Annotated in this window: 25 protein-coding genes and 4 pseudogenes; 9 read left to right on the forward strand and 20 right to left on the reverse strand. The window is 31.4% G+C overall.

All coding sequences use genetic code 11. The features are described 5' to 3' along the window. Positions 1–16: 16 nt before the first annotated feature. Together FVB9532_RS03705 and FVB9532_RS03710 are read right to left on the reverse strand one after the other, a co-directional pair. Positions 17–718, reverse strand: a complete 702-nt coding sequence (locus tag FVB9532_RS03705; RefSeq protein ID WP_150543856.1) for a response regulator transcription factor — start codon at positions 716–718, stop codon at positions 17–19. Next, positions 715–2,109: a sensor histidine kinase gene (locus FVB9532_RS03710; RefSeq protein WP_150543857.1), complete on the reverse strand. Its 1,395-nt coding sequence runs from the start codon at positions 2,107–2,109 to the stop codon at positions 715–717. Before FVB9532_RS03710 ends, FVB9532_RS03705 begins: the two co-directional genes overlap by 4 nt. Before the next feature lie 244 nt (positions 2,110–2,353). On the opposite strand from FVB9532_RS03710, the gene FVB9532_RS03715 reads away from it, so the two are divergent. Next, a complete protein-coding gene (locus tag FVB9532_RS03715; RefSeq protein ID WP_150543858.1) occupies positions 2,354–4,744 on the forward strand; it encodes a TonB-dependent receptor domain-containing protein in 2,391 nt (796 codons plus the stop codon). A gap of 75 nt (positions 4,745–4,819) precedes the next feature. On the opposite strand, the gene FVB9532_RS03720 is transcribed toward FVB9532_RS03715, so the two are convergent. Next, positions 4,820–5,434 (reverse strand): hypothetical protein, encoded by a 615-nt coding sequence (locus FVB9532_RS03720; protein ID WP_150543859.1) that lies wholly within the window; start codon positions 5,432–5,434, stop codon positions 4,820–4,822. An 87-nt stretch (positions 5,435–5,521) separates the two neighbouring features. Beyond that, entirely contained in the window at positions 5,522–5,926 is a 405-nt protein-coding gene (locus FVB9532_RS03725; RefSeq protein ID WP_150543860.1) for a hypothetical protein, read from the reverse strand. Between the two features lie 264 nt (positions 5,927–6,190). On the opposite strand from FVB9532_RS03725, the gene FVB9532_RS03730 reads away from it, so the two are divergent. The 7 genes from FVB9532_RS03730 to FVB9532_RS03760 all read left to right on the forward strand — a co-directional run bounded on the left by FVB9532_RS03730 (position 6,191) and on the right by FVB9532_RS03760 (position 16,221). Further along, complete coding sequence (locus tag FVB9532_RS03730) at positions 6,191–6,547, forward strand: NHLP leader peptide family RiPP precursor (RefSeq protein WP_150543861.1); 357 nt, start codon at positions 6,191–6,193, stop codon at positions 6,545–6,547. A 156-nt stretch (positions 6,548–6,703) separates the two neighbouring features. After that, positions 6,704–8,953: a TOMM precursor leader peptide-binding protein gene (locus tag FVB9532_RS03735; RefSeq protein ID WP_150543862.1), complete on the forward strand. Its 2,250-nt coding sequence runs from the start codon at positions 6,704–6,706 to the stop codon at positions 8,951–8,953. Further along, the gene (locus FVB9532_RS03740) at positions 8,896–10,422 is read left to right on the forward strand and encodes a SagB family peptide dehydrogenase (protein ID WP_150543863.1); all 1,527 of its coding nucleotides are present in this window, start codon (positions 8,896–8,898) and stop codon (positions 10,420–10,422) included. Before FVB9532_RS03735 ends, FVB9532_RS03740 begins: the two co-directional genes overlap by 58 nt. Further along, complete coding sequence (locus FVB9532_RS03745; RefSeq protein WP_150543864.1) at positions 10,419–11,858, forward strand: radical SAM family RiPP maturation amino acid epimerase; 1,440 nt, start codon at positions 10,419–10,421, stop codon at positions 11,856–11,858. Before FVB9532_RS03740 ends, FVB9532_RS03745 begins: the two co-directional genes overlap by 4 nt. Then, positions 11,827–14,919 carry a type 2 lanthipeptide synthetase LanM gene (lanM, locus tag FVB9532_RS03750; RefSeq protein WP_150543865.1) on the forward strand — a complete coding sequence of 1,031 codons (3,093 nt, stop codon included), beginning with the start codon at positions 11,827–11,829 and terminating at the stop codon, positions 14,917–14,919. Before FVB9532_RS03745 ends, lanM begins: the two co-directional genes overlap by 32 nt. Beyond that, positions 14,916–15,338 carry a hypothetical protein gene (locus FVB9532_RS03755; protein WP_150543866.1) on the forward strand — a complete coding sequence of 141 codons (423 nt, stop codon included), beginning with the start codon at positions 14,916–14,918 and terminating at the stop codon, positions 15,336–15,338. Before lanM ends, FVB9532_RS03755 begins: the two co-directional genes overlap by 4 nt. A 19-nt stretch (positions 15,339–15,357) precedes the next feature. Then, positions 15,358–16,221, forward strand: a complete 864-nt coding sequence (locus tag FVB9532_RS03760) for a class I SAM-dependent methyltransferase (RefSeq protein ID WP_150543867.1) — start codon at positions 15,358–15,360, stop codon at positions 16,219–16,221. 385 nt (positions 16,222–16,606) lie between these two features. Here the strand turns inward: FVB9532_RS03760 and FVB9532_RS03765 are convergent, their stop codons facing one another. The 8 genes and pseudogenes from FVB9532_RS03765 to FVB9532_RS03800 all read right to left on the reverse strand — a co-directional run. Beyond that, positions 16,607–16,783, reverse strand: coding sequence for an RHS repeat-associated core domain-containing protein (locus FVB9532_RS03765; protein ID WP_150543889.1), 177 nt, complete (start codon positions 16,781–16,783; stop codon positions 16,607–16,609). 10 nt (positions 16,784–16,793) lie between these two features. Then, positions 16,794–17,246, reverse strand: a complete 453-nt coding sequence (locus FVB9532_RS03770) for a hypothetical protein (RefSeq protein ID WP_150543868.1) — start codon at positions 17,244–17,246, stop codon at positions 16,794–16,796. Then, positions 17,218–17,418, reverse strand: a complete 201-nt coding sequence (locus tag FVB9532_RS03775; RefSeq protein ID WP_150543869.1) for a hypothetical protein — start codon at positions 17,416–17,418, stop codon at positions 17,218–17,220. The genes FVB9532_RS03770 and FVB9532_RS03775 overlap by 29 nt, the downstream gene beginning before the upstream one ends. A gap of 23 nt (positions 17,419–17,441) precedes the next feature. Next, positions 17,442–17,927 carry a hypothetical protein gene (locus FVB9532_RS03780; protein ID WP_194716476.1) on the reverse strand — a complete coding sequence of 162 codons (486 nt, stop codon included), beginning with the start codon at positions 17,925–17,927 and terminating at the stop codon, positions 17,442–17,444. Beyond that, positions 17,902–18,663: pseudogene (locus tag FVB9532_RS03785) on the reverse strand (RHS repeat-associated core domain-containing protein); the annotation flags it as partial. The gene FVB9532_RS03780 and the pseudogene FVB9532_RS03785, both read right to left, overlap by 26 nt. A 249-nt stretch (positions 18,664–18,912) precedes the next feature. Next, the gene (locus FVB9532_RS03790) at positions 18,913–19,278 is read right to left on the reverse strand and encodes a hypothetical protein (protein ID WP_150543871.1); all 366 of its coding nucleotides are present in this window, start codon (positions 19,276–19,278) and stop codon (positions 18,913–18,915) included. 5 nt (positions 19,279–19,283) lie between these two features. Further along, entirely contained in the window at positions 19,284–19,637 is a 354-nt protein-coding gene (locus FVB9532_RS03795; protein WP_150543872.1) for a hypothetical protein, read from the reverse strand. Between the two features lie 102 nt (positions 19,638–19,739). Continuing rightward, positions 19,740–20,132: pseudogene (locus tag FVB9532_RS03800) on the reverse strand (RHS repeat-associated core domain-containing protein); the annotation flags it as partial. 408 nt (positions 20,133–20,540) lie between these two features. Between FVB9532_RS03800 and FVB9532_RS03805 the strand changes: the two are divergent. Continuing rightward, a complete protein-coding gene (locus FVB9532_RS03805) occupies positions 20,541–20,717 on the forward strand; it encodes a transcriptional regulator (RefSeq protein WP_150543873.1) in 177 nt (58 codons plus the stop codon). Positions 20,718–20,809: 92 nt separating this feature from the next. On the opposite strand, the gene FVB9532_RS03810 is transcribed toward FVB9532_RS03805, so the two are convergent. The 8 genes and pseudogenes from FVB9532_RS03810 to FVB9532_RS19965 form a co-directional block, all read right to left on the reverse strand. Beyond that, positions 20,810–21,271 carry a hypothetical protein gene (locus FVB9532_RS03810; RefSeq protein WP_150543874.1) on the reverse strand — a complete coding sequence of 154 codons (462 nt, stop codon included), beginning with the start codon at positions 21,269–21,271 and terminating at the stop codon, positions 20,810–20,812. A 6-nt stretch (positions 21,272–21,277) separates the two neighbouring features. Then, positions 21,278–22,234, reverse strand: coding sequence for an RHS repeat-associated core domain-containing protein (locus tag FVB9532_RS03815; RefSeq protein WP_228482248.1), 957 nt, complete (start codon positions 22,232–22,234; stop codon positions 21,278–21,280). Between the two features lie 153 nt (positions 22,235–22,387). After that, positions 22,388–22,828 carry a hypothetical protein gene (locus tag FVB9532_RS03820; RefSeq protein WP_150543875.1) on the reverse strand — a complete coding sequence of 147 codons (441 nt, stop codon included), beginning with the start codon at positions 22,826–22,828 and terminating at the stop codon, positions 22,388–22,390. Between the two features lie 91 nt (positions 22,829–22,919). Then, entirely contained in the window at positions 22,920–23,366 is a 447-nt protein-coding gene (locus FVB9532_RS03825) for a hypothetical protein (RefSeq protein ID WP_150543876.1), read from the reverse strand. A gap of 4 nt (positions 23,367–23,370) precedes the next feature. Further along, positions 23,371–24,198 (reverse strand): RHS repeat domain-containing protein, encoded by an 828-nt coding sequence (locus tag FVB9532_RS03830; RefSeq protein ID WP_194716477.1) that lies wholly within the window; start codon positions 24,196–24,198, stop codon positions 23,371–23,373. Positions 24,199–24,304: 106 nt separating this feature from the next. After that, positions 24,305–24,658: a hypothetical protein gene (locus FVB9532_RS03835; RefSeq protein WP_150543878.1), complete on the reverse strand. Its 354-nt coding sequence runs from the start codon at positions 24,656–24,658 to the stop codon at positions 24,305–24,307. Then, a pseudogene (locus FVB9532_RS03840) lies at positions 24,646–25,449 on the reverse strand (hypothetical protein); the annotation flags it as partial. The gene FVB9532_RS03835 and the pseudogene FVB9532_RS03840, both read right to left, overlap by 13 nt. Further along, positions 25,440–25,746, reverse strand: a pseudogene (locus FVB9532_RS19965) (hypothetical protein); the annotation flags it as partial. The pseudogenes FVB9532_RS03840 and FVB9532_RS19965, both read right to left, overlap by 10 nt.

The raw sequence follows: 25,746 nt of genomic DNA on the forward strand, positions 1-25,746 counted from the left end.
ATTTAAAATTGATAAATTATTCGTCTAAATAAAAGGTGATTCCTATTCCCCGGGTGCTCTCAATCCTAATCCGGGTTTCGTGTTTAAAATACTTGCGTAAACGACTAAGGAAAACATCCATGCTTCTTCCGGAAAAAAAATCATCATTCCCCCAAAGGTCCTGTAAAATCTGTTCCCGTTTGAGTAACCGGTTTTTATGCCGAAAAAGATAACTCATTAAAGCTGCTTCCTTTTCGGTGATTTTCTGAATTTTCCCGTTACGCTCCAAGTAGTAATTTTTAAGATCAAGCTGATAGGATCCCAAAAGAATTTTTTCATGAACCTCAGCAGAAACCTGCTTTTGCGATCGTTTTAAAATATTACGGAGTTTAAGGACTAAGATATCGGCATCAAAAGGTTTGACGATATAGTCATCGGCACCTAAACGTAGGCCTTTGAGTTTATCTTCCTTTAATTTTCTTGCCGTTAAGAAAACAAAAGGAATTTCCGGAGAGTCCAAAAGTATTTTTTCAGCTAGCTGAAACCCATCCATCTCGGGCATCATCACATCAAGTACAGCTATAGAAACAGGCATTTTCTCACTCTGCTTTAGCACACTTAGGGCTTCTTGCGCACGGGTTACCCAAGTCACTTGATAGTCGTGCACTTCGAGGTACTGCTTTAAAATGCTTCCGAAATCGTAATCGTCTTCTACTAATAATATATGGATGTTGCTCATCGTTCCATGGGTATTTTAATGATAAATGTGCTTCCCTTTCCTTTTTCACTTTCTACTTTTAGCACTCCCCCGTGCGCGAGGATAATTTGTTGCGTGTAATAAAGCCCCAGTCCCAACCCCTGATTGCTTTGCAAGTTACCTTGGGAAACCCGATAAAATTTATCAAATAAATAATGCTGTGCCGCTTTGGGGATCCCTATTCCCTGATCTTTTATTTTTAGTATAAAAAATCCTTTATCGGTTGATGTACTTAGGCTTATATCAACTTCTCCTTTACTATATTTTACCGCATTGTCCAACACATTAAGGATGGCTGTTGAAAAATAAAATTTGTCTATGGCTACATACACCGGTTCTTGCTGAAATGAAGCTTCTAAACTCAACTGCTTATCGGTTACGCTTATTCTAAAATCTTCAGAAAGTTGTTTTAGAAAAGATATTATTTCCAATGATTGAAGCTTCAGGTTTAAATGTTCAGCAGTAAGGCTATTGGTCATCACCTGATCTATCAATTTTTGAATACGCTCGTTTTGACGTTCTATAATGGCAAGGGAATTTTCTAAAGCTTCCGGCTTATTCAAAATCTGTTGGTTTTTTAAGCTCTTTGTAGCAATCCCTAACGTGGCTAAAGGAGTCTTTAGCTCATGGGTGATGTTATTGATAAAATCGGTTTTTACTGTACTTAGCTTTTTCTGTGTAATTAAACTCTTTAGAGAGTAATAAAACAGCCCCAACATCACTAGAAATAGAAACAGTGAACCAATTAACAATCCCAGCATCTGTTTAAAAACGATATTGTTCTTATCTTCAATATACATTAAGTCTTTAAATTTGATCTCCAAATTATAATGCTGTGTGGTGATGTCTCCTTTGGTTTGATCTATATAATCGTATTGCGAAAAGGTTCTGGTAACACTCACGGAGTTTGCTTTTGAATTGGGAAAATCATTTCCAAAAAGCTTAAAGGTTTCTTTTTCTCCTATGGGAAAAATAGTATCGTTTGTGTTATCAAAAATGACCACACTTACTATATTCTTTTTGTAATTTACAGAATAGCCTAGTTTTTTACCGGTCAATTGCTCCTGATAAATACGGTAATAATCTTTATTAAGGCTATCTGCCTTTTGCTGTAACCAATCAAGCATCTCTTTTTGAGTGGTACGCTTATTTTTATAGTCGGCAATCTGATTTTTCAAGTCTTCTTGCCAAGTGTCGACAATCGAATCTAACTCCTGATCATAATCTATAGATAGGATTTTGCTCCGGGTATTTTCAATAAAGGCATTGCTCTTTAAGGTATAGGTATTATAAATAAGATATCCCTGAATCCCGGACAGCGCTATAAAAGCGATGATAGAAATAAAGACAAGCCAAGTTATTTTAGGTTTCATACGGATTATTCTTGTTTCAAAAATACTACACTTTGGGTTTACTCCTCTTAAATTCCTTTGCGTTAACCCATCGTTAACCTACTAAAATCATGTTTTCTAACTATAGTAAGCTTTTCTAAAAAACAAGAACACTCTATTTACCTGTCAACTTTATAGCCACCCCTGCATTAACCCTGCGTTAACCTAGGATTAACCCATATCGGGGAAAAGTTGTTTCAACTTTGTAGCCTAAATAAATGAATTTATGAAAATTGGAATAGTAGCTTTTATCAACTTGTTCATGTGTTTTGCCTCGCATTCACAAGAATTCTCCATCACAGGTAGTGTTAACGACCCTCAAGGCCATCCTATAGTGCAAGCCGATGTGATTCTAAAAAACCTAAAGGATGAAATACAAACCTATACAGTAACTGATTCTTTAGGGAAATTCAAGTTATATGCTTCCGCAGGAAAATATCGCCTAGCGCTATATCATTTGGCGTACCAGCCTTATAGCGATACCTTAAGGCTCATTGCTTCTTCAGAAGAATTAAAGCTGAGCTTAGTCCCCAAACAGGAAAATCTATCGGAAGTGGTGATCACTGCCAAGAAGCCTTTGCTAGAAAAGAAATTAGACCGTTTGGTGATTAATGTAGAAAACCAACCTGCTTTTGTAGGAAAATCTGCTTTAGAACTGCTCCAACATTCGCCGGGTATTTATACCACGGGAAATGGTGAATTGCAAATGCTTGGAAAATCGGGAGTACGACTTCTACTGAATGGTAGGTTGCAATATTTAAGCGGACAGGAACTCCAAGATTTTCTATCAAGTCTTAGTGCTGATGAAATCGTTAACATAGAACTGCTTACAACACCTCCCTCTAATTATGAAGCAGAAGGTAATGCCGGATACCTCAATATCATTACTAAAAAAGCGAAAAAAGAGGCTTGGAAATTGCGTACCGGTATTCACTATGAGCAAGGCAAGTATTCCCGGGTCAAAGCTAATGTAGGTTTACAATACCAGATGGATAAATTAACTACCCATATTAATTATAACAGCGGTAAAATAAATTCTTTTGAAAATATAGCTCAATACAACCGGTTTGGTCCACCAGAAAATCGGCAACACTACCGATCTTTTAACAAAGAACGACGCCATACCTTTTATCAACATATTCGAAGTCAGTTGGACTGGGAACTCAATAAAAATTCTTCCTTGAGTTTAGCGTCAAGAATTTTAGTTCAGCAAGGAAACCGTCCGGGAAACAACCAAACTTTTCAAGTGCAGGAAAATGGTGCAATCCTACAGGAAATAAATACCACTACCTTAGAAAAACGCGTTTATGTTAATTACAGTAATGATCTTTATTATGAATACCAACTGGACACCCTCGGGAAGAAATTCATGATTAATGGAAGCTGGGCGGGTTTTGGATTGCAAGATCAACAAGCATTTTTAAATACTTTTGATAGCGATTTGCAGGAAACTTTACAGGAACAACTACGTAGCGATTTTGACAATACTTCTAGCATTAAAGCGATAAAACTTGACTTTCTACTTCCTTACTCCAAGAGTACTTGGGAAACCGGACTTAAATATACGTTTACCAAAGCCATCAATTCTTTTGTTTTTGAAAATTATGAAGATTCAACTTGGGAAATAGATACGGGTTTAACTAATGATTTTACCTACCGTGAACAAAATGCAGCCGCCTATCTTTCTTTTCAAACAAAACTCAGTGAAAAGTGGCAATTAAAAGCAGGAATACGAGCCGAATATACCGACACGAAAGGTATCTCCCCTACCTTGGAGCAAGTTAACAAATATGATTATTTTCAGTTGTTCCCTACTTTTTACCTTCAGTATGAATGGAATGAAAATTACCAAATGGACTTGGCTTATTCCCGAAGAATTAACCGACCCGATTATAGTAGTCTTAATCCGTTTATCACTTATCAGAGTCCGCTGTTTTCCAATCAGGGAAATCCTTTGCTGCGGCCTGAATTTACACATAGTGTAGAATGGAACCATACGTGGAAACATAGGTATATCTTCACTCCTTTTTATAATTATACCGAAGCTTATTATTCTGAAGTTCCCCTTCAACTAGAAAACAGTAACGAAACCCGCTATACCTTCGGAAATCTAGGAACTTACCAAAATATTGGTTTACAAATCATTTTACCCGTTCAGCTGAGCACTACTTTAGATTGGCAACATAGCTTCATAGGTGTGTACCAAAGCTATCGGTTGTCTTATCAGGATATCCGGCAAGAACCGGAAGGTTTTTTCTGGCGCTATCAAAGTTCATTATCGGTTAAATTTTCTGACGCTTTTCATGCCGAAATTTCAGGATATTATGAAAGTAGTTCGTTGCAGGCTTTTTATCAATCTGCCCCTCGTTCTGATGTAAGCTTAGGGGCAACCTACAAATTTCTTCAAGAAAAAGCACAAGTATCTTTTAGTGTTGCTGATGTGTTTTATACGCATCGGGCAAAGGTAAACATCGAATATCCTCAACAGGCTTTAGGCTTTTATCGTAGAAATGATACCCGACGGGTCCAACTGGGCTTTAGTTATGAATTTGGACAAGCCACCAAAGAGAAAAAAACCTTTACCAGTGCAAGTGAGGAAGAACAAAGCAGAGGCTGAACCTAGCATGGTGGCTAAGTAAACCCCTGCAAATTTGATCTTGCAGGGATTTTATGCTATAAATTTATTTTTTACTTATCTTTTTACAAATTGAGGTAGTTCTTCATAATAAGAACGTATTTCTGGTATTAGTATTTTATCATAAAATACAGACGAGGGTTTAATAGTTGTTTCTTTTAGACTATCTATCTCCTTAATTACCGAAACTATACCATCTGTATGCACTTTCATTTTGTATAAATCTAATAAGGCCAAAGAATCTTTAGGAGTTGAAGAAAGCTTATCATTAATAAGGACTATATTTTTTTCAATATAATATTTTGCTTTTCTTTTATTGTTATTCTGAAAATTAATGTAAGCCTGTAAAATATTTATATAAAATTCTTTTTTACTTTCAGATATATCCTCTGAATTATTTATTAAAGATAATAATTCTTCATATTTTCCTAATTCAAAATATACTGGATAAAATAAACCAAAATTAGAATTATTAATTCTATACTTATTATCATCTATAACTACATAAGCGCTATCTAAAAAAGATTTATTGCCCGTAGTCGCATATTTATAATTGAATTTTTGAATCTCTCTTACTATTTGTTCTTCGTTTTTATTTTCACAAGACAAAAAAGGAAGTAATGACAATAATATAACTTTCACAAAAAACTTCATTAATATTAATTCATTCATTAGTTATTTTACAGAATCAGAAAAATTCCTTTAAAAGAAAAATGAAAATCAATTTAGACTAAATGCACTAAGGGTTACCTAGTCTTTCTAGCTATTAGTTGATTTATAGAATAAAATTACTGATAAAATAATTAAGACTAATCCCGATACTACACTCAAAATATTCCCAAATACTAAATTACCTACTAATTTAGTATAAAAAGCAACTGCGAGTATTAATACTCCAATTGTAGAAGAAAAAAAGTTCCCTTTAAAAGAGTTGAACTTGTTTTTAAAGCTCCATGATAAAATCCCTATAGGTATTAATACGCAAGGATAAAATATAAAACCAGTCGTGTATGACATAAAGCCAAGTCTTGCAATCAAGTCTACCCTGTTTTCTATTAATAATTGATATTTAAATTGATAATAAATATTTATAAGAGTTACTAAATAACCAACTGAAAATAGAAAACCAGATAAAACTATTCTTAAATTAAAACTTCTTTTCATTAATTTCTATTTGCTGCATCATTGATAATAGTTACCGGTTTCTTCGTCAGCGCATTCCTCTCCTTTCACCCCTTGCTTGAAAAAAGCAAGGCTTTCCAGTCGTCGGATGCGAAGCGTTGAACTTATACGGACTGTTATAACTGTTTAGATATTCTATGGTCCTCATATCCATTAAAAAATACTTATTTAATAATCAGGTATTTATACTTATATATAACTTAAATAAACTTTCTAGTTTTATATAGAACTTAAAATTTAAATATTATGGATCAAAATCAAATTGTCGAAATCATTACTAAAGTTACTGCAAAGGCACAAGCAGATGAAAATTTCAAAAAGGAATACATCGCAAATCCTAAAAAAGTATTGAGTGATGCTGGATTAAATTTCCCAGAAGAAATTAACATCCATTTAATTGAAGGAACACCAAGTAATTCACAAATTCCAAATTCAACAAAGACGGATATTTATTTATTACTTCCAACTGTATCAGAGGAAATTAAGGATGAATCTCTTTCATTGAAATCATCGGCCAGTTGTGAAAGTACTTCAAGTACTTGTTTTACTATCCCTTCTTGTGCGAGCTGTGCATCAAGTGCATCAAGTAATTCTTGTAGCTAGACCTCTATATATGGATTTACATTAATTATTGTAAATCCATATATTATAAATCATTCGTTAAACTATAAGTTCATTAATTAGATATTAAAGTTTTTTACTATACAAATTCGTCAAGAGACCGAACGTACATGACCATCTTAAACAAAATCTCAACGCATGAAAACACCTAAGTTTAAACAACACATTCATCCAACTGTTATTGAAACTGATAAATTAATTTTAAGCTCTGAATTTGGTCACCAATTATTAACAAGTAAATCATTAATTGAGGTCGTTAAGCATTTAGATGGAAAGTCTGATGTTAATCAAATAATAGAAAACCTAGATGGTATAGTAGACAAAAGCCAAGTTCACTATGTACTCTCTTCACTGGAAACTAAAAAATATATTTCTGAAGCTGAAAATATATTATCAAACTCAGAATCTTCCTTTTGGAGTTCTTTTGCTGAAAAGGAATCATCTATAAAATTAAAAAAATCTAATTCTAAAATTAAGATCTATAATTTTGGAAATCATAACCCTAAATTGCTTTCGGACGACTTTGATAAAATGGATTTTAAAGTTGTATCAGAAAATGAAAATTTTGCAGTAATAATTACTGACGATTATTTACAAAATGGTCTGCAAAAAACCACTCGAGAATTATGGGAAAAAGACATTCCTTTTATTATATGCAAGCCCAATGGTATAGAAGCTTGGGTTGGACCAATATTCAAAAAAAATGAAACCGCTTGTTATGATTGCTTATTACAACGTTTGGTAGCCAATAGAGATGTAGATGTCTATTTAAAACAGAATGGTTATATCTCCTCCCCTATAATAAGTAAAAGTAGTACAAGTGCCTCTATAGGAATGATTTATCAACTTACGATTATGGAAATTTCAAAATTTCTATTAGTAGAAGATAAACAAAAAATTAAAAACGACTTAATTACTTTCAATTTTTCAACTTCAGAAACTAAACACCATGTTGTTGTAAAAAGACCACAATGTAAAACTTGTGGAGAGAAAAAATATTTAAACAACGATAGACTACCTGAAAAAATAATATTACAATCAACAGTGAAAAAATTCACCAATGGTGGTCATCGATCTGTAACTGCAAAGGAAACGTATGCCAATTTTAAACACTTAATAAGTCCCATTACAGGAATTGTAAATAAACTAGAAAGAATAACAGATAGTAACGACGAATTACAGCATGTATTTATTTCTGGGCAAAACATGGCTTTGAAAACTACTAACTTTTTTTCACTAAGAAAAAATTTAAGGAGCAGTAGTTGCGGAAAAGGAAGTACCGAAATACAAGCTAAAGTCAGTGCTATAGGAGAAGCAATTGAAAGATACTCCGGAGTGTATAGAGATGAAGAACCTCGAATTAAATCGACTTATAAAAAACTAAAAGACAAAGCTATACATCCTAATTCATGTATGCTCTTTAGTGACTATCAATACAAAAACAGAGAAATTATTAACGCAAAAAAAAGTTTTTTCAACGTTATTCCTAATGTATTAGACGAAGATACTGAAATTGACTGGAGTCCTGTATGGTCTATCTCTAGAAATGACTACGTTTATATTCCTACTTCCTATTGCTATTATAACCATCCAGAAAATGCAAAAAGTGACTTCTTTTGTGCTCCAGATTCAAATGGTTGTGCAGCTGGAAATACACTAGAAGAAGCGATTCTTCAAGGTTTTTTAGAACTTATAGAACGCGATAGTGTTTGTTTATGGTGGTACAATAGATTGAATATGCCATCATTAGATATTGATAGTTTTAATGATACATATGCTAATAATTTAATCACATATCATAAAACAAGAAATCGAAATTTATGGGTATTAGATTTGACTGCAGATTCAGGAATTCCAGCTTTCATTGCCATTTCAGCAAGAAATGATAGAACTGAATTTCAAGATATCGTCTTTGCACCTGCCGCACATTTAAATCCTAAAATTGCACTGCGAAGAGCATTGACTGAATTGAACCAAATGATGCCTTCTATGGATGATACATTACCCCTAGGAGAATACAATTACGACGACCCAGAAACAGTACATTGGTGGAGAAATTGTAACCTAATTAATCAACCCTATTTACTACCAGATATAAACAAACCATCTAAAAAATTACACGATTTTAAGTTACCCATTTTTAATGATTTAAAAGATGATATAGAATATTGCAAATCTAAAATTGAAAAATTAGGTCTAGAAATACATGTATTAGATCAAACTCGTCCTGATATAGGTTTAAATGTTGTGAAAGTGTTTGTTCCTGGATTAAGGCATTTTTGGATGCGTAACGAAAAAGGTAGAATCTATGATGTACCTGTAAAAATGGGATGGTTAAAGAAACCCTTAAAAGAAAAAGACTTAAATCCAATTTCAATGTTTATATAATTTTCTTGGCTATGATAGATAATAATGTTACTTCTTCTCTAAAAATTGATAACGATTGCTTTAAACTTTCTTTTAAACATGAAATAGTAAATGATGGTGAAGTTTCTTTACAATCTTATTTTGACTCAATTGGTTTTCATTACAAATTAAAGGATTTACCATTTGCATTGAAAAAAGGACTTTTGGCAATCAATACGAATTCCTTTTCTAAAAATGAATTGGGTTTAATAGTATTAAAAAAAGGAAACTATGGTGACCTGAGCCTATTTCTATATTATTTATCACATTTAGAAGAATTGGGAGCTTTAGAATACAAATTATACAAATTTGGTATGCTTTTCTGTCGTTATGAAAATATGACTGGAACTACTGATTTTTCAAGGACGAAGAATTTTTATTCCGCCTTTAAATTATCCAAATTTTCATTTATTAGACTAATTAATGAAGAATACATTTTAGAATCTTCTATAGGGACTTCAAAGATCGCCTTAATTGATAAAAACAGTATTCAAATTGTTTTTTTGCTTTCGCAATTTAAAACTATACAAGAAATAAGTACGTTACTATCCTTGGATGAAGAACTGATTCTTTCCTTTTACATCTTACTCTCAACAGGTGAATTTTTGGAATTTATAGATGCTAAAAATGAAAATTCTGCTTTGGAGTTATGGAACTTTCACGATCTTCTTTTTCATAATAGAAGTCGTTATGGAAGACATAATTATAATAGTGGCGCTACCTACCGATTTCTAGAAACTAGACCTCCTAAAAAGATAAAGAAACAAGTACGAAATACATTAAAAACAATTTCATTAGAAAAACCTTTAAAACTAGATCTTAAGAAATCAAAGACATTACAGAAATGTCTCGACACGAGATATTCAAGCAGAGAGTTTGATGGTTTTGATTTAAGAAGTCTTAGCCACTTTTTATACCGAACATTGAAATTAAACAAGCATTCAGATTATACCATAGAAGGTGAAAGTAATAAAAAAGTAACTTTTGAAACCTACACAGCTCCTTATCCTTCAGGGGGTGCTATATATGAACTTAACTTTTATATAACTATACTTAATTGTGAGGGATTAGAACCTGGTTTTTACTATTACAATCCAATTCAACACGAGTTATCTTTATTACATCATCAAAATAAACAGACAAAATCAATGCTTTGGTATGCAAATGCTTGTACGGGAATGTCAGAGGCACCGCCTGTCTTAATAACATTTTCTGCTGATTTTGAACGATTTTTTTGGAAATATGAATCTATGGCATACAGCGCTATTCTTAAACATGTTGGAGTCGTTTATCAAACCATGTATTTAGTAGCCACAGATATGAATATTGGTGCTTGTGCATTAGGCAATGGTAATACAGAAATTTTCGAGAATTTATCAAACAATATGTCGCTTAAAGAAAGTTCTGTAGGAGAATTTATTTTAGGACATATTAAAAATAAAATAATATGAATGATACAATAACTGCTAAAGATAAATTCCACAAATCCTTGCATAAGTATGCAAGGTTAAAAAGATTTTTTGAGCGCTTCTCAGCAGATCCAGAGTTTATGAGAAACTTACAATCAGATTTTGAAGATACCTTAAAAAAAAATCATATTAGGATTGATCGTGAAGAAGTTCACTATCTATTTGAAAAGTCTAGCCAAGACATCCCGGATTCTGTGAAAAAAATGTGGGAAATTGTACAAAGTAAACAAAAATGGGTTGAACAATTTTATTTAAAAGATTGTCTTCCTAGCAACTCTTCCATGCTAACTTGGAGGAATCGACAAATAAAAAGACAAAAGTATGATTTAGGACCATTTTTTACTAAAACAAATATTCATTCTTCTTTAGCGGTTGAATTATCTCAAGGTTGTTCTGTTGGATGTTGGTTTTGCGCTCTTTCTCCTGACAGTCTCAAAAATACTTACTCCCATCAATCACATCAAGAAGAATGGATTCGTTTTATACAAATCATGAAATCTTTTTTAGGAGATGCAATAAAATCTACATTTCTGTACTGGGCAACTGAACCTTTTGATAATCCAGACTATGAAAAATTCTGTATCGATCTCTATAATGAAACTGGCGTTTTTCCACCTACCACTACAGCTGTTGCTCACAAAGACATAGATAGAATAAAAGAATTTATAAAAATATCTTCCAAACATGGAAGTTGGTTGAATAGATTCTCTCTTACGTCTTTAGGTATTATGCGTACCGTACATAAAAACTTTACAGAAGAAGAATTGGCGGAAGTAGAATGCTTGCCTCTAAATAAAAATGCAAATTATACCTATGGTAATTCTGGTAATTTTAGAGAACGAACAAAAGCCGATCCCTCTCTACTTATTGAACAGGATGAAAAATTAAGAACGGCACCTTGGCATAATCAAGACATTGATTATAGTACTTCTGAAGATTATGCCAATGGAAGTATCTGCTGTGTTAGTGGTTTTTTAGTGAATATGGTTTCTAGAAAAATTCAATTAATTAGCCCTACTACAGCCACAGATAAATGGCCTTTAGGTTATATTATTTTTGATGAAGCTAAATTTGAAAATATTAAAGATCTAAAAACCACTTTAATTAAATGGGAAAATCGATTTTTTAATAACGAAATGACTCCCGATGATTTAGTTCAATTTTATCCATGGATTAAACCTCATTTTACAGAAGAAGAAATAATTCTCCAAGGAAGATTCAATCAAAAAAAACAATTTTTTGTTAATGAAAACCCTTGTATGATAAGCATTATTAAAATTATTAATTCAAATAAATGCAGTTTTAAAGATATTCAGATAAAGGCTCTTGAAGAATTCTCAATCAGCTTAATCGATTCAAAAAAAATAATTAATACCCTATTTTCTAATGGATTTATTATCGAAAACCAAAAACACTAAAAATAATTATTCTGTTAGAAAACGGCTATTAAAAGTAATAGCTAAAGCTGCTTCTCTCGAAGAAAGAATAAACGAGTCATTTGTAGAATGCAATGAAAATAACACTTTTCTAAATGAAAAATTAAAGACAGAATGGATAAATAACATTGCAAGAGGTTCAGAAAAAAAGTTTGAAGAATGGTTATCTTTTATGAATTGGTCTAAAGAAGATTTTTTTAAAGTCTTACATGAAGATGTAAAAATAAAAGATGAAGCAAACCTACCTAATTGGGCAAACACACTACTACAATTATTTCTAGATATTGAGGATTATTATTTGAAAGAGTATGAAATTAAAAATCATTTAGAAGATAATGAAACACATAATATCTTATTCCCATTCATAAAGCTTGCAGAAAAATATGTAATTAAAGAAAGTGATCGATTAGAACTTGGAATAACTTATACATCTGGAAGTGAAATGGTAATGGTTCTAAAACAACGATTAATTGCTTTAACTGTATCTCTAATTGATTCCGAAATCTATTTAAATAACATCACAGCTGCTTTTCAGCAAGATTCTGAAAAAAATGATTTGAATACTTTTGAATCTTGGCTTATTAGAATTGAAACTTATCCAGTAATTGCAAAGCTTATTGCCATTTCTTATTCTAATTGGGGAGCTTCGATTACTGAATTTATGAGCCGTCTAGTTAAGGACAAGAAACGTCTTTCTGATAATTTTTTTAAAGGGGAAGATTTGGGTTTATTAGTAAAATACATTGGAGATGCTGGAGATGTACACTGTGAAGGCAGATCGGTTGTCCTTTTAACTTTTGAAGGCCAAAAAAAAATTGTTTATAAACCAAAAGATTTAAGTATTACCAATACATATTTTAAGTTATTGGATAAATTAAATCCTCACCTTTCTCTTTCATTATTAACTCGAAAAGTAGATGTTAGAGAGCAATATACATGGGAAGAATTTATTGAATATAAAGAATGTACATCTACAAATCAGTTTAAAGATTTTTACAAAAGATTGGGAATGATTACTCGATTGTTTCAATTATTGGGAGCAAGAGATTTTTGGTTAGACAATTTAATAGCCCATGGAAGCCAACCTGTTTTTATTGACTTAGAAATGGTCATTCAAAATCAAAAAGACGAAAAGAATAACTTATTACTAACAGAAAAAATTGCCCTAGAGCAAATTGAGGAATCTGTCATAAAAATTGGTATTATATCTCTACCAACACCCATAGGTTTTGGTGTGAAGTTTGAAGATTTAGGTACATTAACAGCTATCAAGAAGTTTTCAAGTCCGTTTAAATTAGATCTAACTACAAACAATCAATTAGGATTTGAATTAGAAAAATCAAAAGACGGTTATATTTCATGGGAAAAAGACGATTATTTGCCTAGAATAGGAAGTGTTTATGCTAAAACCTCTGATTATATGGAAGATTTCCTAGCAGGTTATGAAGAAATGAATACTGTGCTTGTGCAATTAAAAGATAAATTATTACGAAAAAACAGTATTATTTCCCAATTTAATAAGGCCCTATTACGGTATATACATAGAGATACTTGGGCTTACATGAGACTGATTAAAAATTCTTATCATTCTCAAGCATTGATTAGTGGATTAGCCAGAGATAAACTTATGTTCTCATTATATAATGAAGCTTGGCAAGACGAAGAGAGCTTTAATGTTAAAAAAGCCTATGTATTAACCCATGAAATAAAATCCATTTTAAATTTAGATGTTCCTCTATTTAACGCTATAGGAGGTAATTGTGATTTACCTACCATAAAAAAAGTGATTCGTAATTATTTTAAAAATTCTTCAAAAAATTTAATTGAATCCAGACTGAAAAATATAATTGATTTTGATGTTTCTAAGCATAAAAAAATAATTCTCAGTAATTACTTTGGAGGTACACATGAATTTCCTAAAATCAAATACGAAAAAATAAATTATCAACAATATACATCAAAAGATTGGAAAGAATTTTCAATTGAATGTGCTCAGATAATAATAGATCAAGCTATTACTACTACCACCATAGAAAAATCTTGGATAGGAATAGATTATCACCCAGAAATGGATGCTAATTTGTTAGCAGCACTTAAACCGGATATCTTTTCAGGAACCTGTGGATTGAGTATGCTGTTTACAGATTTATACAAAAGCTTCAATAATCCCATTTATAAAGATTTTGCGATAGGAAGTTTACAATCTACGTTAGCTATTATTGAAAAATCAAAAGAAAAATTTAGGGTATTTCTTCATGAATGGCATAGAACGAGTAAACCATTAATAGTGGGGGCATATATAGGAATTGGTTCACAGATAATTGCACTTGAATATTGTACACGATACATTAAAGAAACTAAACTTAAGAAAGCGCTTGAAAAATATATTTCCATCATACCTTTTGGAGAACTAACTAAAAATTCATCTAGTGACTTTATTACTGGCTTTCCGGGTTTATTATTCAGCTTAATTAATTATGTAGATAAAGATTACCTATTTAGTTTATCAAATTTGCAAAACAAAGAAATAAAATGTATTCCTGAAGAAAGCTTTATAAAATTGCAATTGCAACCTCTTGAAAAAGGAATTGGATATCTTCAATTTCTATTAAACCAAGAAAATACATCAATATTTGACTTAAAAAAACCAGCTAAATTAGCTGAATTAATTATAGGCTTAGAATACTTAGAATTAAACAAAAACAATAAAAGTATTAGAAGTTATTATGATACATTTTTAACAAAACCTCCAAAAAAATTAAGAACTACCCAATTGATAGAATATGCTGATCTTTCTTTGAACCTCTATGAAATTTTAAACGAAGAAAAATATTTTATACTAGCTTCTTCTTTTGCTAAAGAAATTGTAGACCGAAAAAAAGAAACAGGCGAATGGCTTAGTGATATTTGGGCATCAGAGAATTACTATCTTTCTGTTTTATATGGTACTGGTGCATTATCTCATCTTTTCCTAAGATTAACTAAAAGTGGTAAGTTCGGTTCATTCAGACGATTATCAACTTTTAAAAATATGAAATTATGATTGTTAAAGAAAAAGATCCCTATTGGCATCGTTATTTTAAATGGCCTTCAAATTATTTTCCGTTTAATTTACCAGCTTGCCATTTATCTAAAGAACAAAAATCATTATCAAACAAAAATATCGGGAAAATAACATGGGTAATGGATACAAACTTAGAACTTGAATGTTGGTTGGTATCTGAGAATAGAGACATACTTTTTAAATTATTACCTGTAAAATCTGAGAATAAATCAAGTTTTGTTTTGGAACATGAGTTGAATGAAGATGAGCTGGTAGGCAAAATTGGAATAACTTTTATTTGGGCTTACTATATTCCTTGCCCTAGTTATATTTCAAAACATCCAATGGGTATTATTCAACTAAAGGGTTCAGAATTAAAAGGTAAAAATACTAAAATAACAATAATAGATACAAGATAACTTTTATTAATAAACTTATATGTCTAAAAATTTCATCCATACTTTAAACCCTAAAGAAATTGCTAGTGTATTTAATAAAAATATCCTAAAAAAAGCTCCCAATGATACTTGGTTAAAATGGCATGCTAATTTAGAGTCTTGGGTAGATCAAGCAATCTACAAAACGATAGAGAAAATAGGAGATCATACACATCAGAAGTTTTTAGATATTGCTACTGGAACAGGAAACAATGTAATTCTTTTATCCAAAATGTACCCTACTTGTTTATTTGATGCCTGTGACATTTCCAAACTCTATATAGAAAAAGCAAAAAATACTGCTTTGAAAAAAAATATAGATAACATATTTTTTAAAATTTCTGATGCACACCATCTATTATATAAAGACAAAACTTATAATGTTGTCACTTGTTTTTTTTCTTTAATGTACTTTAAAAATATAGATCAAACTATTCAAGAGTTTATTCGGGTCTCTAAACCACAAGGAAAAATAGTGATAACAACCTGGGGAGGAGATAATTTGGCATTCATTACAATTATGAAATTGATATCTATTGATAAGAATGCCAATTATCCTGATTCACAAAATCCTAATCTATTCTCAGAGAAAAAAGAACTTTTAAAATTGTTCAATAAATACAATTTTATAGATATTTCTATTGAAAGGTATCAAATTAATATTAAATGGAAAGGAAGTAGTAATGAGTTTTGGTTATTTTTTAAAGAATCTAATCCCTCAATAGAAAAAATATTAAATTCACTAGAAAAAATTAAACGTAAGAAAAAAGAACAAGAAATAATAAAAGAACTTAATAAATTTGAAAACAATGGAGTTCTCTTTTTACCTACAACTATTCTAATATCGATACTCAAAAAAAACTAATGTAAGATTAATAAATATCAAGTCTTTATATGGAGAGCGCTTGATCCTAGAACAAAATTCATTAAAGTACAAGTTTAAGTTTTGGTCGATTGACTAGGAAAAAACTTCTATATCAAAGATTTTATTTGAAGTTTTATTTTTTTGGATCGTTTTAAAATTAAGCTTCTTCTTGCTATCTATTTGTTTAACTTCATAAGTTTTTGGTATTATTATAGTTTGTAAGATTAATCTCCATCTATATATTCAATAAAGATATATTAAAATGAATAGTTAACATGTGATATCCTAAAACGTACCAATTATCTCCTGACCATGGAAAAGACACTCCAGGATTATTATCGTTAAATAAGTTATTAGAAGCATTAGTTATCCCACTTAGATTTCCCTAGGTCAAAATATTAGCCCATGTTCCATGAACAGGTATGATATCTCTACCATCAGGGTCAATCATATTGATTGGATTATTAGTAGTATAATTATAAGGCGACCACCCAGCGTATTTCTCCGCCATCGGATCAACACTTAACCAAATGCTCCACTTCGGGTCGTAATTCTTTGAAATTCAATTTTCATTAATTTGGATTATCATTTATGAGTAACTCTTTAGGAATTTTAATATCAGAACTCCAACCTACAAAAAACATTTCTTTTCCTTCAATCGAATCAATAATAATTTTTCCTGATTTATTATCACTATATATAAAAAACTTTGTATTTACTATCTTACTTGGGAAATATTCTTTAACTATAGTTGAATTATATATAGTATCATTAATTGAAAATACTACTTTGTCAACGATTTTAGATTTTATTTCATCAATTACATCTAAATTATTAATATCAAGATATAAAGCACCATTTTGAGCTTTATAAAACTTAAATTTTTCAGCTTCTGTAATTGTTGAGTCCTTAAATGTAATGTCTATATGGTTAGTTTTTTCTTCATTATTACAACTACTAAAAATTACTAATATAGAAAGTGGAAGAATAAAAAATTTATTCAGCTTTTTGATAATATTTGACATCGTCCATTGTATAATTAGTTCCCCTATTTTCATTGAAATTATCTATTGTTTGTTGAAGTGTTTGTACTTCTGGTTTAAAGGGATAACCTCCTTTATTCAAAACATATTGAGTTCCGTCGTTACTTTGTCCGTAATTGACTACAACGTGCTTATTAATTCCTTCTCCAATCACAGCTATTCCTTTTCCAAAAGAAACTAATTCGAAATAAAATTATTAAGTTTTAAATGTTTCGGATTAATAATACTATCATCAATCATATTTTTAATAGAAGTTTTTTCAGAAATAAGAGGAACATAATATTTACCTTCAAAAGTCTCAATTATCATATTACCAGTTTTGTTTTCTATTGGAAAAATAAAATCTGAAGAAGTAATCTTTTTTGAAAATGCAATTTTAACTGGTAAAGCATTATATAATTTATCATTGATTAAAATTTCAATTTTTTCTACTTGTTCATTTTGAAGTGATTCTTTATCTTTCTTATTCAAATTCAAATATAAAGCTTCCTCATATTCATACAGAGGAGATTTAATAGATATTTCTTTTTCATCTATATAAAACTTTATTTCATACCCATCTTCTTTATTTGATGAACAACTAATACCAAAACCAACTACAAAAACAAAAGAGATGATTAATTTAGTTTTTAGCATTTTAATCTTGCTTGTAATATTTGACATCATCCATTGTAAAATTAGTTGTTTGATTTCCATTATATATATCAATAGTTTCCTGAAGCGTTCTTACTTGAGGTTTATAAAATCTACCGTCTTTTGAATAAACATATTGTGTTCCATCTTTACTTTGACCATAATTAGTTACCACATGTTGTCCTCCTATTATTGCGATACCCTTGCCAAAATCAACATTGTCAAAATTTTCTACTTCAGTAAATCCTTTTGTAGTGGATTCAGGCATAAATTGTCTATAGTCCATAGCGTTTGTAGGATTAATTTCTACTTCATCTACAGCCATTTGTGAAGCATGATCACATATATAGTTATCTTTTGAAGGTGTTATTGGGTTATTTGAATCTGGACCTGTAGGAGTTTTACCATTAGAGTTTTTTATAGATCTAGTCATATTATTACCCACGATAACCTTGTCGCCCTCGCTAAATTCAAAATTAGTACCTATATTTTTACTATTATAGTTATAAGAGCTTCCTACTTTTTCTGGAGTTTGATTCAGATATTTAGCTAAAGACCTTGTATTATCACCTTTTTCAGCTATAAGGTTACCTTTAGTATCAGGTTTCCATACACCATTCCCATCAGGATCAATGTATTTTACAGGATTATTAAGCGTATAGTTATACGGCGACCACCCCGGGTATTTCTCCGCCATTGGGTCAACACTTAACCAAATACTCCATTTTGGGTTATAATAGCGTGAGCCGTAATAATAGTTCCCCGTCTCGTCATCAACGCATTCCTCTCCGTTTCAACCCTTGCTTGAAAAAAGCAAGGCTTTCCAGTCGTCGGATGCGAAGCATTAAACTTATAGACTTTTTGTATATACACTTTTTTAGAACTTTTTTGAAGTTAAGGTTTTACATCATCCTCAGTCCTAATAAAAGCATTTATCATTGAGAATTATAGACATCTTTTATACGACCTTTAAAGTCAATTACTATAGTTCTTCCGCCAATACCTGGTTTTAGATTTAATTCATTAAAATAGTTGGCAAAATAGTATTGATAATCAAAAAAAATAGGAATTTTTTTTTGTTTTCCTTAATACGATAAAAATTATTAGTTTTTTCTGTAAATTTATTAAAAATACTATCTTTTTCATACAACAAAATTACTCCTAACTCATTGATATCAAACGTTTGCAAGAATAAAATGGGAGTGTTACCTTTCCATCTATTTTTCATTGTTTTCATTTCAAAATCATTTATTCCTTTTAGAATCTCATTATCAACATCTTGGCTTATCCAATAAATTATTTTATCATTATTGGTAGATTTATTTTTTGTTTGGCATCCTAAAAAAATAATAAACACTAATAACAACCTAATTTTTGACATACTTTTTATTTTTTTCCATATATTTCTAGAGCATCTCTTCCTAAAGCTTTTCCATTAGAAGCATTCATTATATTACTAGAAGTTTGACTTCTATTAGGAGCCATTCTATCTATTTTGTTTAAGTTTGCACCACTTCCTTCTCCATAAATTTGATAAACAGGATAACCATTTACTGTAGCATTAATCTGATCTGCCTGTTGTCCTAAAACCGTAGTTCTAAAACCTTCTGATTTTTTATTTGGATGTGTATGAGCGCTTCCTATAACTAGATTCCCATTGTATAAACCATTACTGTCAACTGGGTCTGCAACGTGAGTTCTATATGTGTTTAGTCCATTATTATCTCCTAGATAGTTCAACTCAATTGAAGGATTTTTTTTATCAGAAATGTTTAAAGTTATCAGTGCATTTATTTCTGTTCTGTCACCACTACTTATACTACTATTTGCATTACTACAATTCTACATTTCTTGCAATTGTCCAGAAGTAATATTAATTGATAAAATATTACTACTTTCATCAAGGGCGTTAATTAGATTCTCGTAAGATGCAGAAGTATCAGCCATTTCATTAAAATAACTAGAATTAATATTATCAAAATCTTCTTGAGAAATTATACGAATATCATCTGAAGTTCTTGTATCAGTATATAAATATTCACCCTTTTCATTGTAATAATCATCCGTAACTCCTTCTGCTCCCATTCCTGTAGGATCAGTATATCTTAAAGGATTATTGTGAACATAAGCGTATGGGCTCCATCCCGGGAACTCCTCCGCCAACGGGTCAACACTTAACCAAACACTCCATTTAGGATCATAATACCTTGCCCCATAATAATAGTTACCCGTCTCTTTGTCAGCGCATTCCTCTCCGTTTCAACCCTTGCTTGAAAAAAGCAAGGCTTTCCAGTCGTCGGATGCGAAGCATTAAACTTATAGGGAGAGTTATTGGAATTCTTATGCTCCTCTACAAACATTTAACTCGATATTTTTTATTTTAGGAAAAAGGTCTCATTGAATCTCGTTCCTCTATTTCCCCAAAAGCGGTATATTCCATAAGCCCCTTCTAGCTCCCACAAGGAGGAGAACAAGGCTTTCAAAGAACTTATTTTTATAAAGATAAGTTTTTTTTGCTAATTTAATTTTCTTCAATTTCAGCTTTAATTGTAAGCATTATTAACTAAAAAGCCCAGACATTTTAATCTTGTAATTTTTTCTATTTATAAATCGCATGGTTTATTACATTACTTATTCATTCATATGGACGGAAAAATACCGGATGAAGTTACCATTATCGATAAGTCTGCCAACGAACGCCTGAAGCTCATTGACCAACTCGAAGAAGAGGACAAAAACGCTATTTACCGGATCATCGATACGATGCTCACCAAATCCAAGTTCAAGGACTTTTTCAACAAAAATGTAGCTGCCCTATAAAAACAGAAAAGCCCTGTATTTCTGCAAGGCTTCTCATTCTTCTTCTACGTTACGAGTTAAAATTCGCACTAGCAAAGAGGGAACCATATTATTTAATAAACATATCCCTCAAAAATAATATTTCTTTGTCTATCAAACTCAATTTTATACATATCGTGATAAAGGGGATAAGATTTTTGAGTTAGAAACTCACTTGAGTTTTTACTATTGATTTTTCTTTGCAATAATTTTTTAGCATTTTCAGTTACTCCATATTGAATATCAAATTGAAGAAAAGAAATAGGGTAATATTTTTCACCAATTAAACCCCTGTAAGAAGTTTTTTTATGATAAAAATTATATCCTTTCACAAGATATATTTTTGTCTCTTTTTCTGTTCCCTCCATTAATAGACAATAATCCTCTTTTGGATTTTCTTCGATTTGCTTAAGTAAAAGTTGTTCTACATTTGAAGGAAATCTATAAGGTATTATATTTTCTTTTTTTAATCCTTTTTGAACGGAACACCCAAAAATAAATATTATTAATATTATAACCCAAAAATCTCTTTTCATATTACTTTATTTTATTCCTCTAAAATTTTTTAAGGCATCCATACCTACATTATTTTGATTGGTTGTTCCAATATTATTAGTTTGAGTTCCGTCAGATGTAACTCGATGCATAGCAGGACCAGAAGTTGGAGTTGCTTTTTGGCCAGTATAAGAATCTATTGCATATATAGAAACTCCAAACCCTTGAGCTGTATTTTTATCAAGTATTGATGTTCCAGGAGCATTTTTCCTATCTGAAAGCTTATTATGTGTATGTACTCCACCTAATACTATACTTCCATTTTTCATAGGAATTCCATCATTATTAATAACTGCCCCAAAGGAAGTTAAACCATCTGTTCCTTTTTGGCCTATTTCTGATGTAACTTCTTGGGCCCAATTGCCATTATCATCTTGTTTATAAGATAGAAGTAAATATAATTGTCTTTCAGCAGATTGATCTGATATGGTTTCGTTATTTATTGTTGTTATATCAGAATCTACTTGATTTTTATTAACTGTTACTAAGCTACTATTTGCTTGTAATTGTTCAGTAGCTTGAGAAGAAGTCGTCCCATTGTTGTTCGCTTTTACATTATTGAATGTATTTGCATCAATAGTTCTAATTTTATCTGTATTTGCTCCGTCTTGTCCCAATAATTTTCCTGTTTTTGAATCAATGTAATAGTCATCAGGATTTTCAACCACCATACCTGTAGGATCTACGTAACGAACTGGATTTTGCAAAGTATAATTATAAGGCGACCACCCGGGGTATTTCTCCGCCAATGGATCGACACTTAACCAAACACTCCATTTAGGATCATAATACCTTGCCCCATAATAGTAATTACCGGTTTCCTCATCCAACTCTTTCGCATTGAATTTGTATTGTTCAAATGCTCTATGGTCACCATATCCATTTAAAAATATCTCTTCCCTAAAGATAAGTTTTTCTTGCTTCAATTTCAGATTCGATTTCAATTTCTGAAGGGCTTCTTTAACAAGAACGTAGCTGCCCTGTAAATGAAAAAAGCCCTGCATCGCTGCAAGGCTTGTGTTATTACATTTTTTAAAAAGCACCGGTTTACTAAATTCCCAGAGAGCGCTAGCGGTTGCCTATTTGAATTGATACCATTATTTATATTCCTTTTCTAATTCAATTTTTCTCCTAAAGTATATCCTTTCAGTTACTTCTTCTTTGTTAACTATAAGATTTTCATAAGCCATTTTATCTGCACATAGTTCAGGATAACCAAAAATTGCTTGTATAAAAGGATAAATATCTTCCTCATTGTCTATTAACCTAAAATGCCAAAAAGTATTTACTTTATCATCTATAACTTCAAATAACTGACAAGGGCATACAGAAATAAATCCACCGTCATCAACTAAATAACCTTGATGAGTTTTAAAAATTATTACACCCATTACTAAATATTCTGCCCCTAAAGTTAACTCTTCATATGTAGTGTATCCTGTTGCTCCAAATCTTCCTGAAACCCCTTCATTTTTCATCGAATCATACTCGAAATTTCTTAAAAATGCTCCTTCGTTATTAATACAACGTACTTTCATTATAATCTATTTAAATTTAAAGTCATCAACAAATTTTAAAACTCCATCTACTTTTTTTCCAACATAGTGAATGACAGTTTAATCCTAAATATTATTTGAATAATAAAATCGCTCCATTTTTAGGTCTAATTATTTCACTTCTTGGATATATAACTACACATCCTTCTTTAAAATATTCCTCATAATCAGGAATACAATTATCATCAAGCAATACTTTTTCCTGCACATAGAATCTACTAGTATCTAAATCGTTATATTTAAAATCCGAATCAAAACTAGATAATTTCCATTTGTATCCATCTTTATCCCAACATATTCCTATTTCATCACTTAATCTGGCAACATTTGATATATCCAACAAAACATGCTTGTCAGGTATTTTGTCACTATTACCATTATATATATAACGTTTATTTTCAATTGTAACTATACTAATGGTATCAGAATAATTTGGAGAAATTATCTCAATATTTCTCCATTTGTTACTGTTACAGGATAAAACAACTAAAGAAAGAAATATTAATCCTTTTTTAATCATACTTTTACTTGTTTTTTATATGATCCATATCCCAACTATTATTTAAAGTTGGAATTGAACTTTTTAATTCATTTTGATACATTTTCATACCCATATCCCAGCCTATTTTTTGAGCTTTTGCACTAACTGGAGGTTCTTGTCCGCCTTGTAATAGATTAAAAGCTCCTTCTGATAAAGACCATCCAATACCTGCTCTACTGGAGACTATACCGGCAGCCATATTACCAAAATCACGAGCAGAAGCCATTTTACCGTCGGAGGTCATAGAACCTCTTGCTGCATGAATTGATAATCTTTTATCACTTTCATCAAGACCTCTTGACTTAAAATCAAGTGGTCTGCCAACCTTATAAGCCTTAAAACCATATTCTAAAACACTTGGATCGTCTTTTATTATTTCATCATCAATAAAATTTTGACCTTCTTTACTTTTTGTATCTATAATAGCACCTTTTGCTGGATTATTTTTCTCATCTACAAAAGAATGAGTTGTTAAAGATTCTCCCACTTTGGTACCATCTTCTAAAACAACATCGGTTTTACCATCATCTATCCAATCAGTTACTTCGTATTTTCCATCTCCAAGATCACGAACTATAGTAGTTTCAGGACTTTCAACAACCATACCCGTAGGGTCAACAAACTTCACTGGGTTCTGCAGCGTATAGTTATACGGCGACCACCCGGGGTATTCCTCCGCCATTGGATCGACACTTAACCAAACACTCCACTTCGGATCATAATACCTTGCCCCATAGATCTTAAAAAAAAATACATCATTATTGCAATAAGCAAAAAATATAGAAAGTTTTCTTTGATCTCTAAAAATGATTTTTTGAACACTTTACCAAATAATGATCTAAACGGAACATATCAAAAAATAAAACCCGATTTAAAAAAGTATAAATTTTATACAGCCACTATTAGCTTTATAAAGTCTATTGAAAGTATTCTAAAGTAGGATACTTTAGAGTTTTGGTTTCTCCATCTTTTTTATATACAAATAAATCCAAGGTTCCACTTTTTTTCACAACAGAATCCCCTACGTTCAGATTTCTGTACAATGTAATGGGGATTCTTTCTTTTCTTCCTTTCAAAATCATAGTGGGAATGTTGTGTTCGGTACTGTCAATAAATTTATCAATAATTATACCTTGATAATCAACTTCGTTCCCGTAATCTACAAGACTTTGCGAGCCACTATCTCTAATCTTGTAAATTATTTTTTCTGATATATAATATGCTATAATAATGAAAACGCAACCTAAAAGAATTTTCTTTAAAAATCCCATACCCAAGTTTTATCTTTGCTGAACATATAACCTAACCCTGGTTCTTGTAGATAATTACTAGAAAAGCTACTTAATCCTCCCTTTCCGTATAAATATCCATTATAATTCTTACCATAATTATCGAAGTTCATTAAGCCCAAACCTTTAACATTACTCTGAACCGTACCTCCACTGTCAATGCCTAGTGGACCAATAGAAAAATTATGTGAATATTCTGTTCCTACTAAATCACCAATTAATACTGATGAATTTTTATTATTTGGCAATGCTTTACCTAAATCGGGCCCAAAATCTCCACCCAATCCGATATTACCACTAAAGGTAAAATACAAACCTCCATTTCCTGTAGCATCTTCAGCATAACCAAAAGAAATACCAATTCCTCCACCTAGAGCACCGCCAACATTAACACCATATGTCTTAGCTGCTCCATCTTCAAAGCCACTTCTTATTGTACTGACAGAATGGTCATTTGTAACCATAATTTCACTATCAGGACCATACTGAGTTCCACTATCTACATTTGTTGCTGTACCATCTTCATTTAACCTTAAATTTTTGTCCGCAGCAACATTTGTCCAAGAACCTATATTTTCATATCCTTCGATTTCCCTACTTACAGGCACAAATATTATGTTCCCATCTTTATCTTCATACCAATCGGTAGGTCCCTGCACGGATTCATCCAGCATCCCCGTGGGGTCTATCCTGTTCAACGGGTTGTTCTGCACATAGCTGTACGGCGAGATGCCCTGCCTTTCCTCCGCCATTGGATCGACACTTAACCAAACACTCCACTTCGGATCATAATACCTTGCCCCATAATAATAGTTACCCGTCTCTTCGTCAACGCATTCCTCTCCGTTTCAAGCCTTGCTTGAAAAAAGCAAGGCTTTCCAGTCGTCGGATGCGAAGCATTAAACTTATAGGGAGAGTTATTGGAATTCTTATGCTCCTCTACAAAAATTTCTCCAAAAGCAGTATATTCCATATGCTGGCTTATTTCTCCAACTATATTAGTAATAAAATTGGAACTACCCAAATGGTCCGAATGAAAATAAAACATTTCTAAACTTGCCCCTTCGTCA

The organism is Mesonia oceanica (assembly GCF_902499555.1).
In the GTDB taxonomy this organism is placed as follows: Bacteria; Bacteroidota; Bacteroidia; order Flavobacteriales; family Flavobacteriaceae; genus Mesonia; species Mesonia oceanica.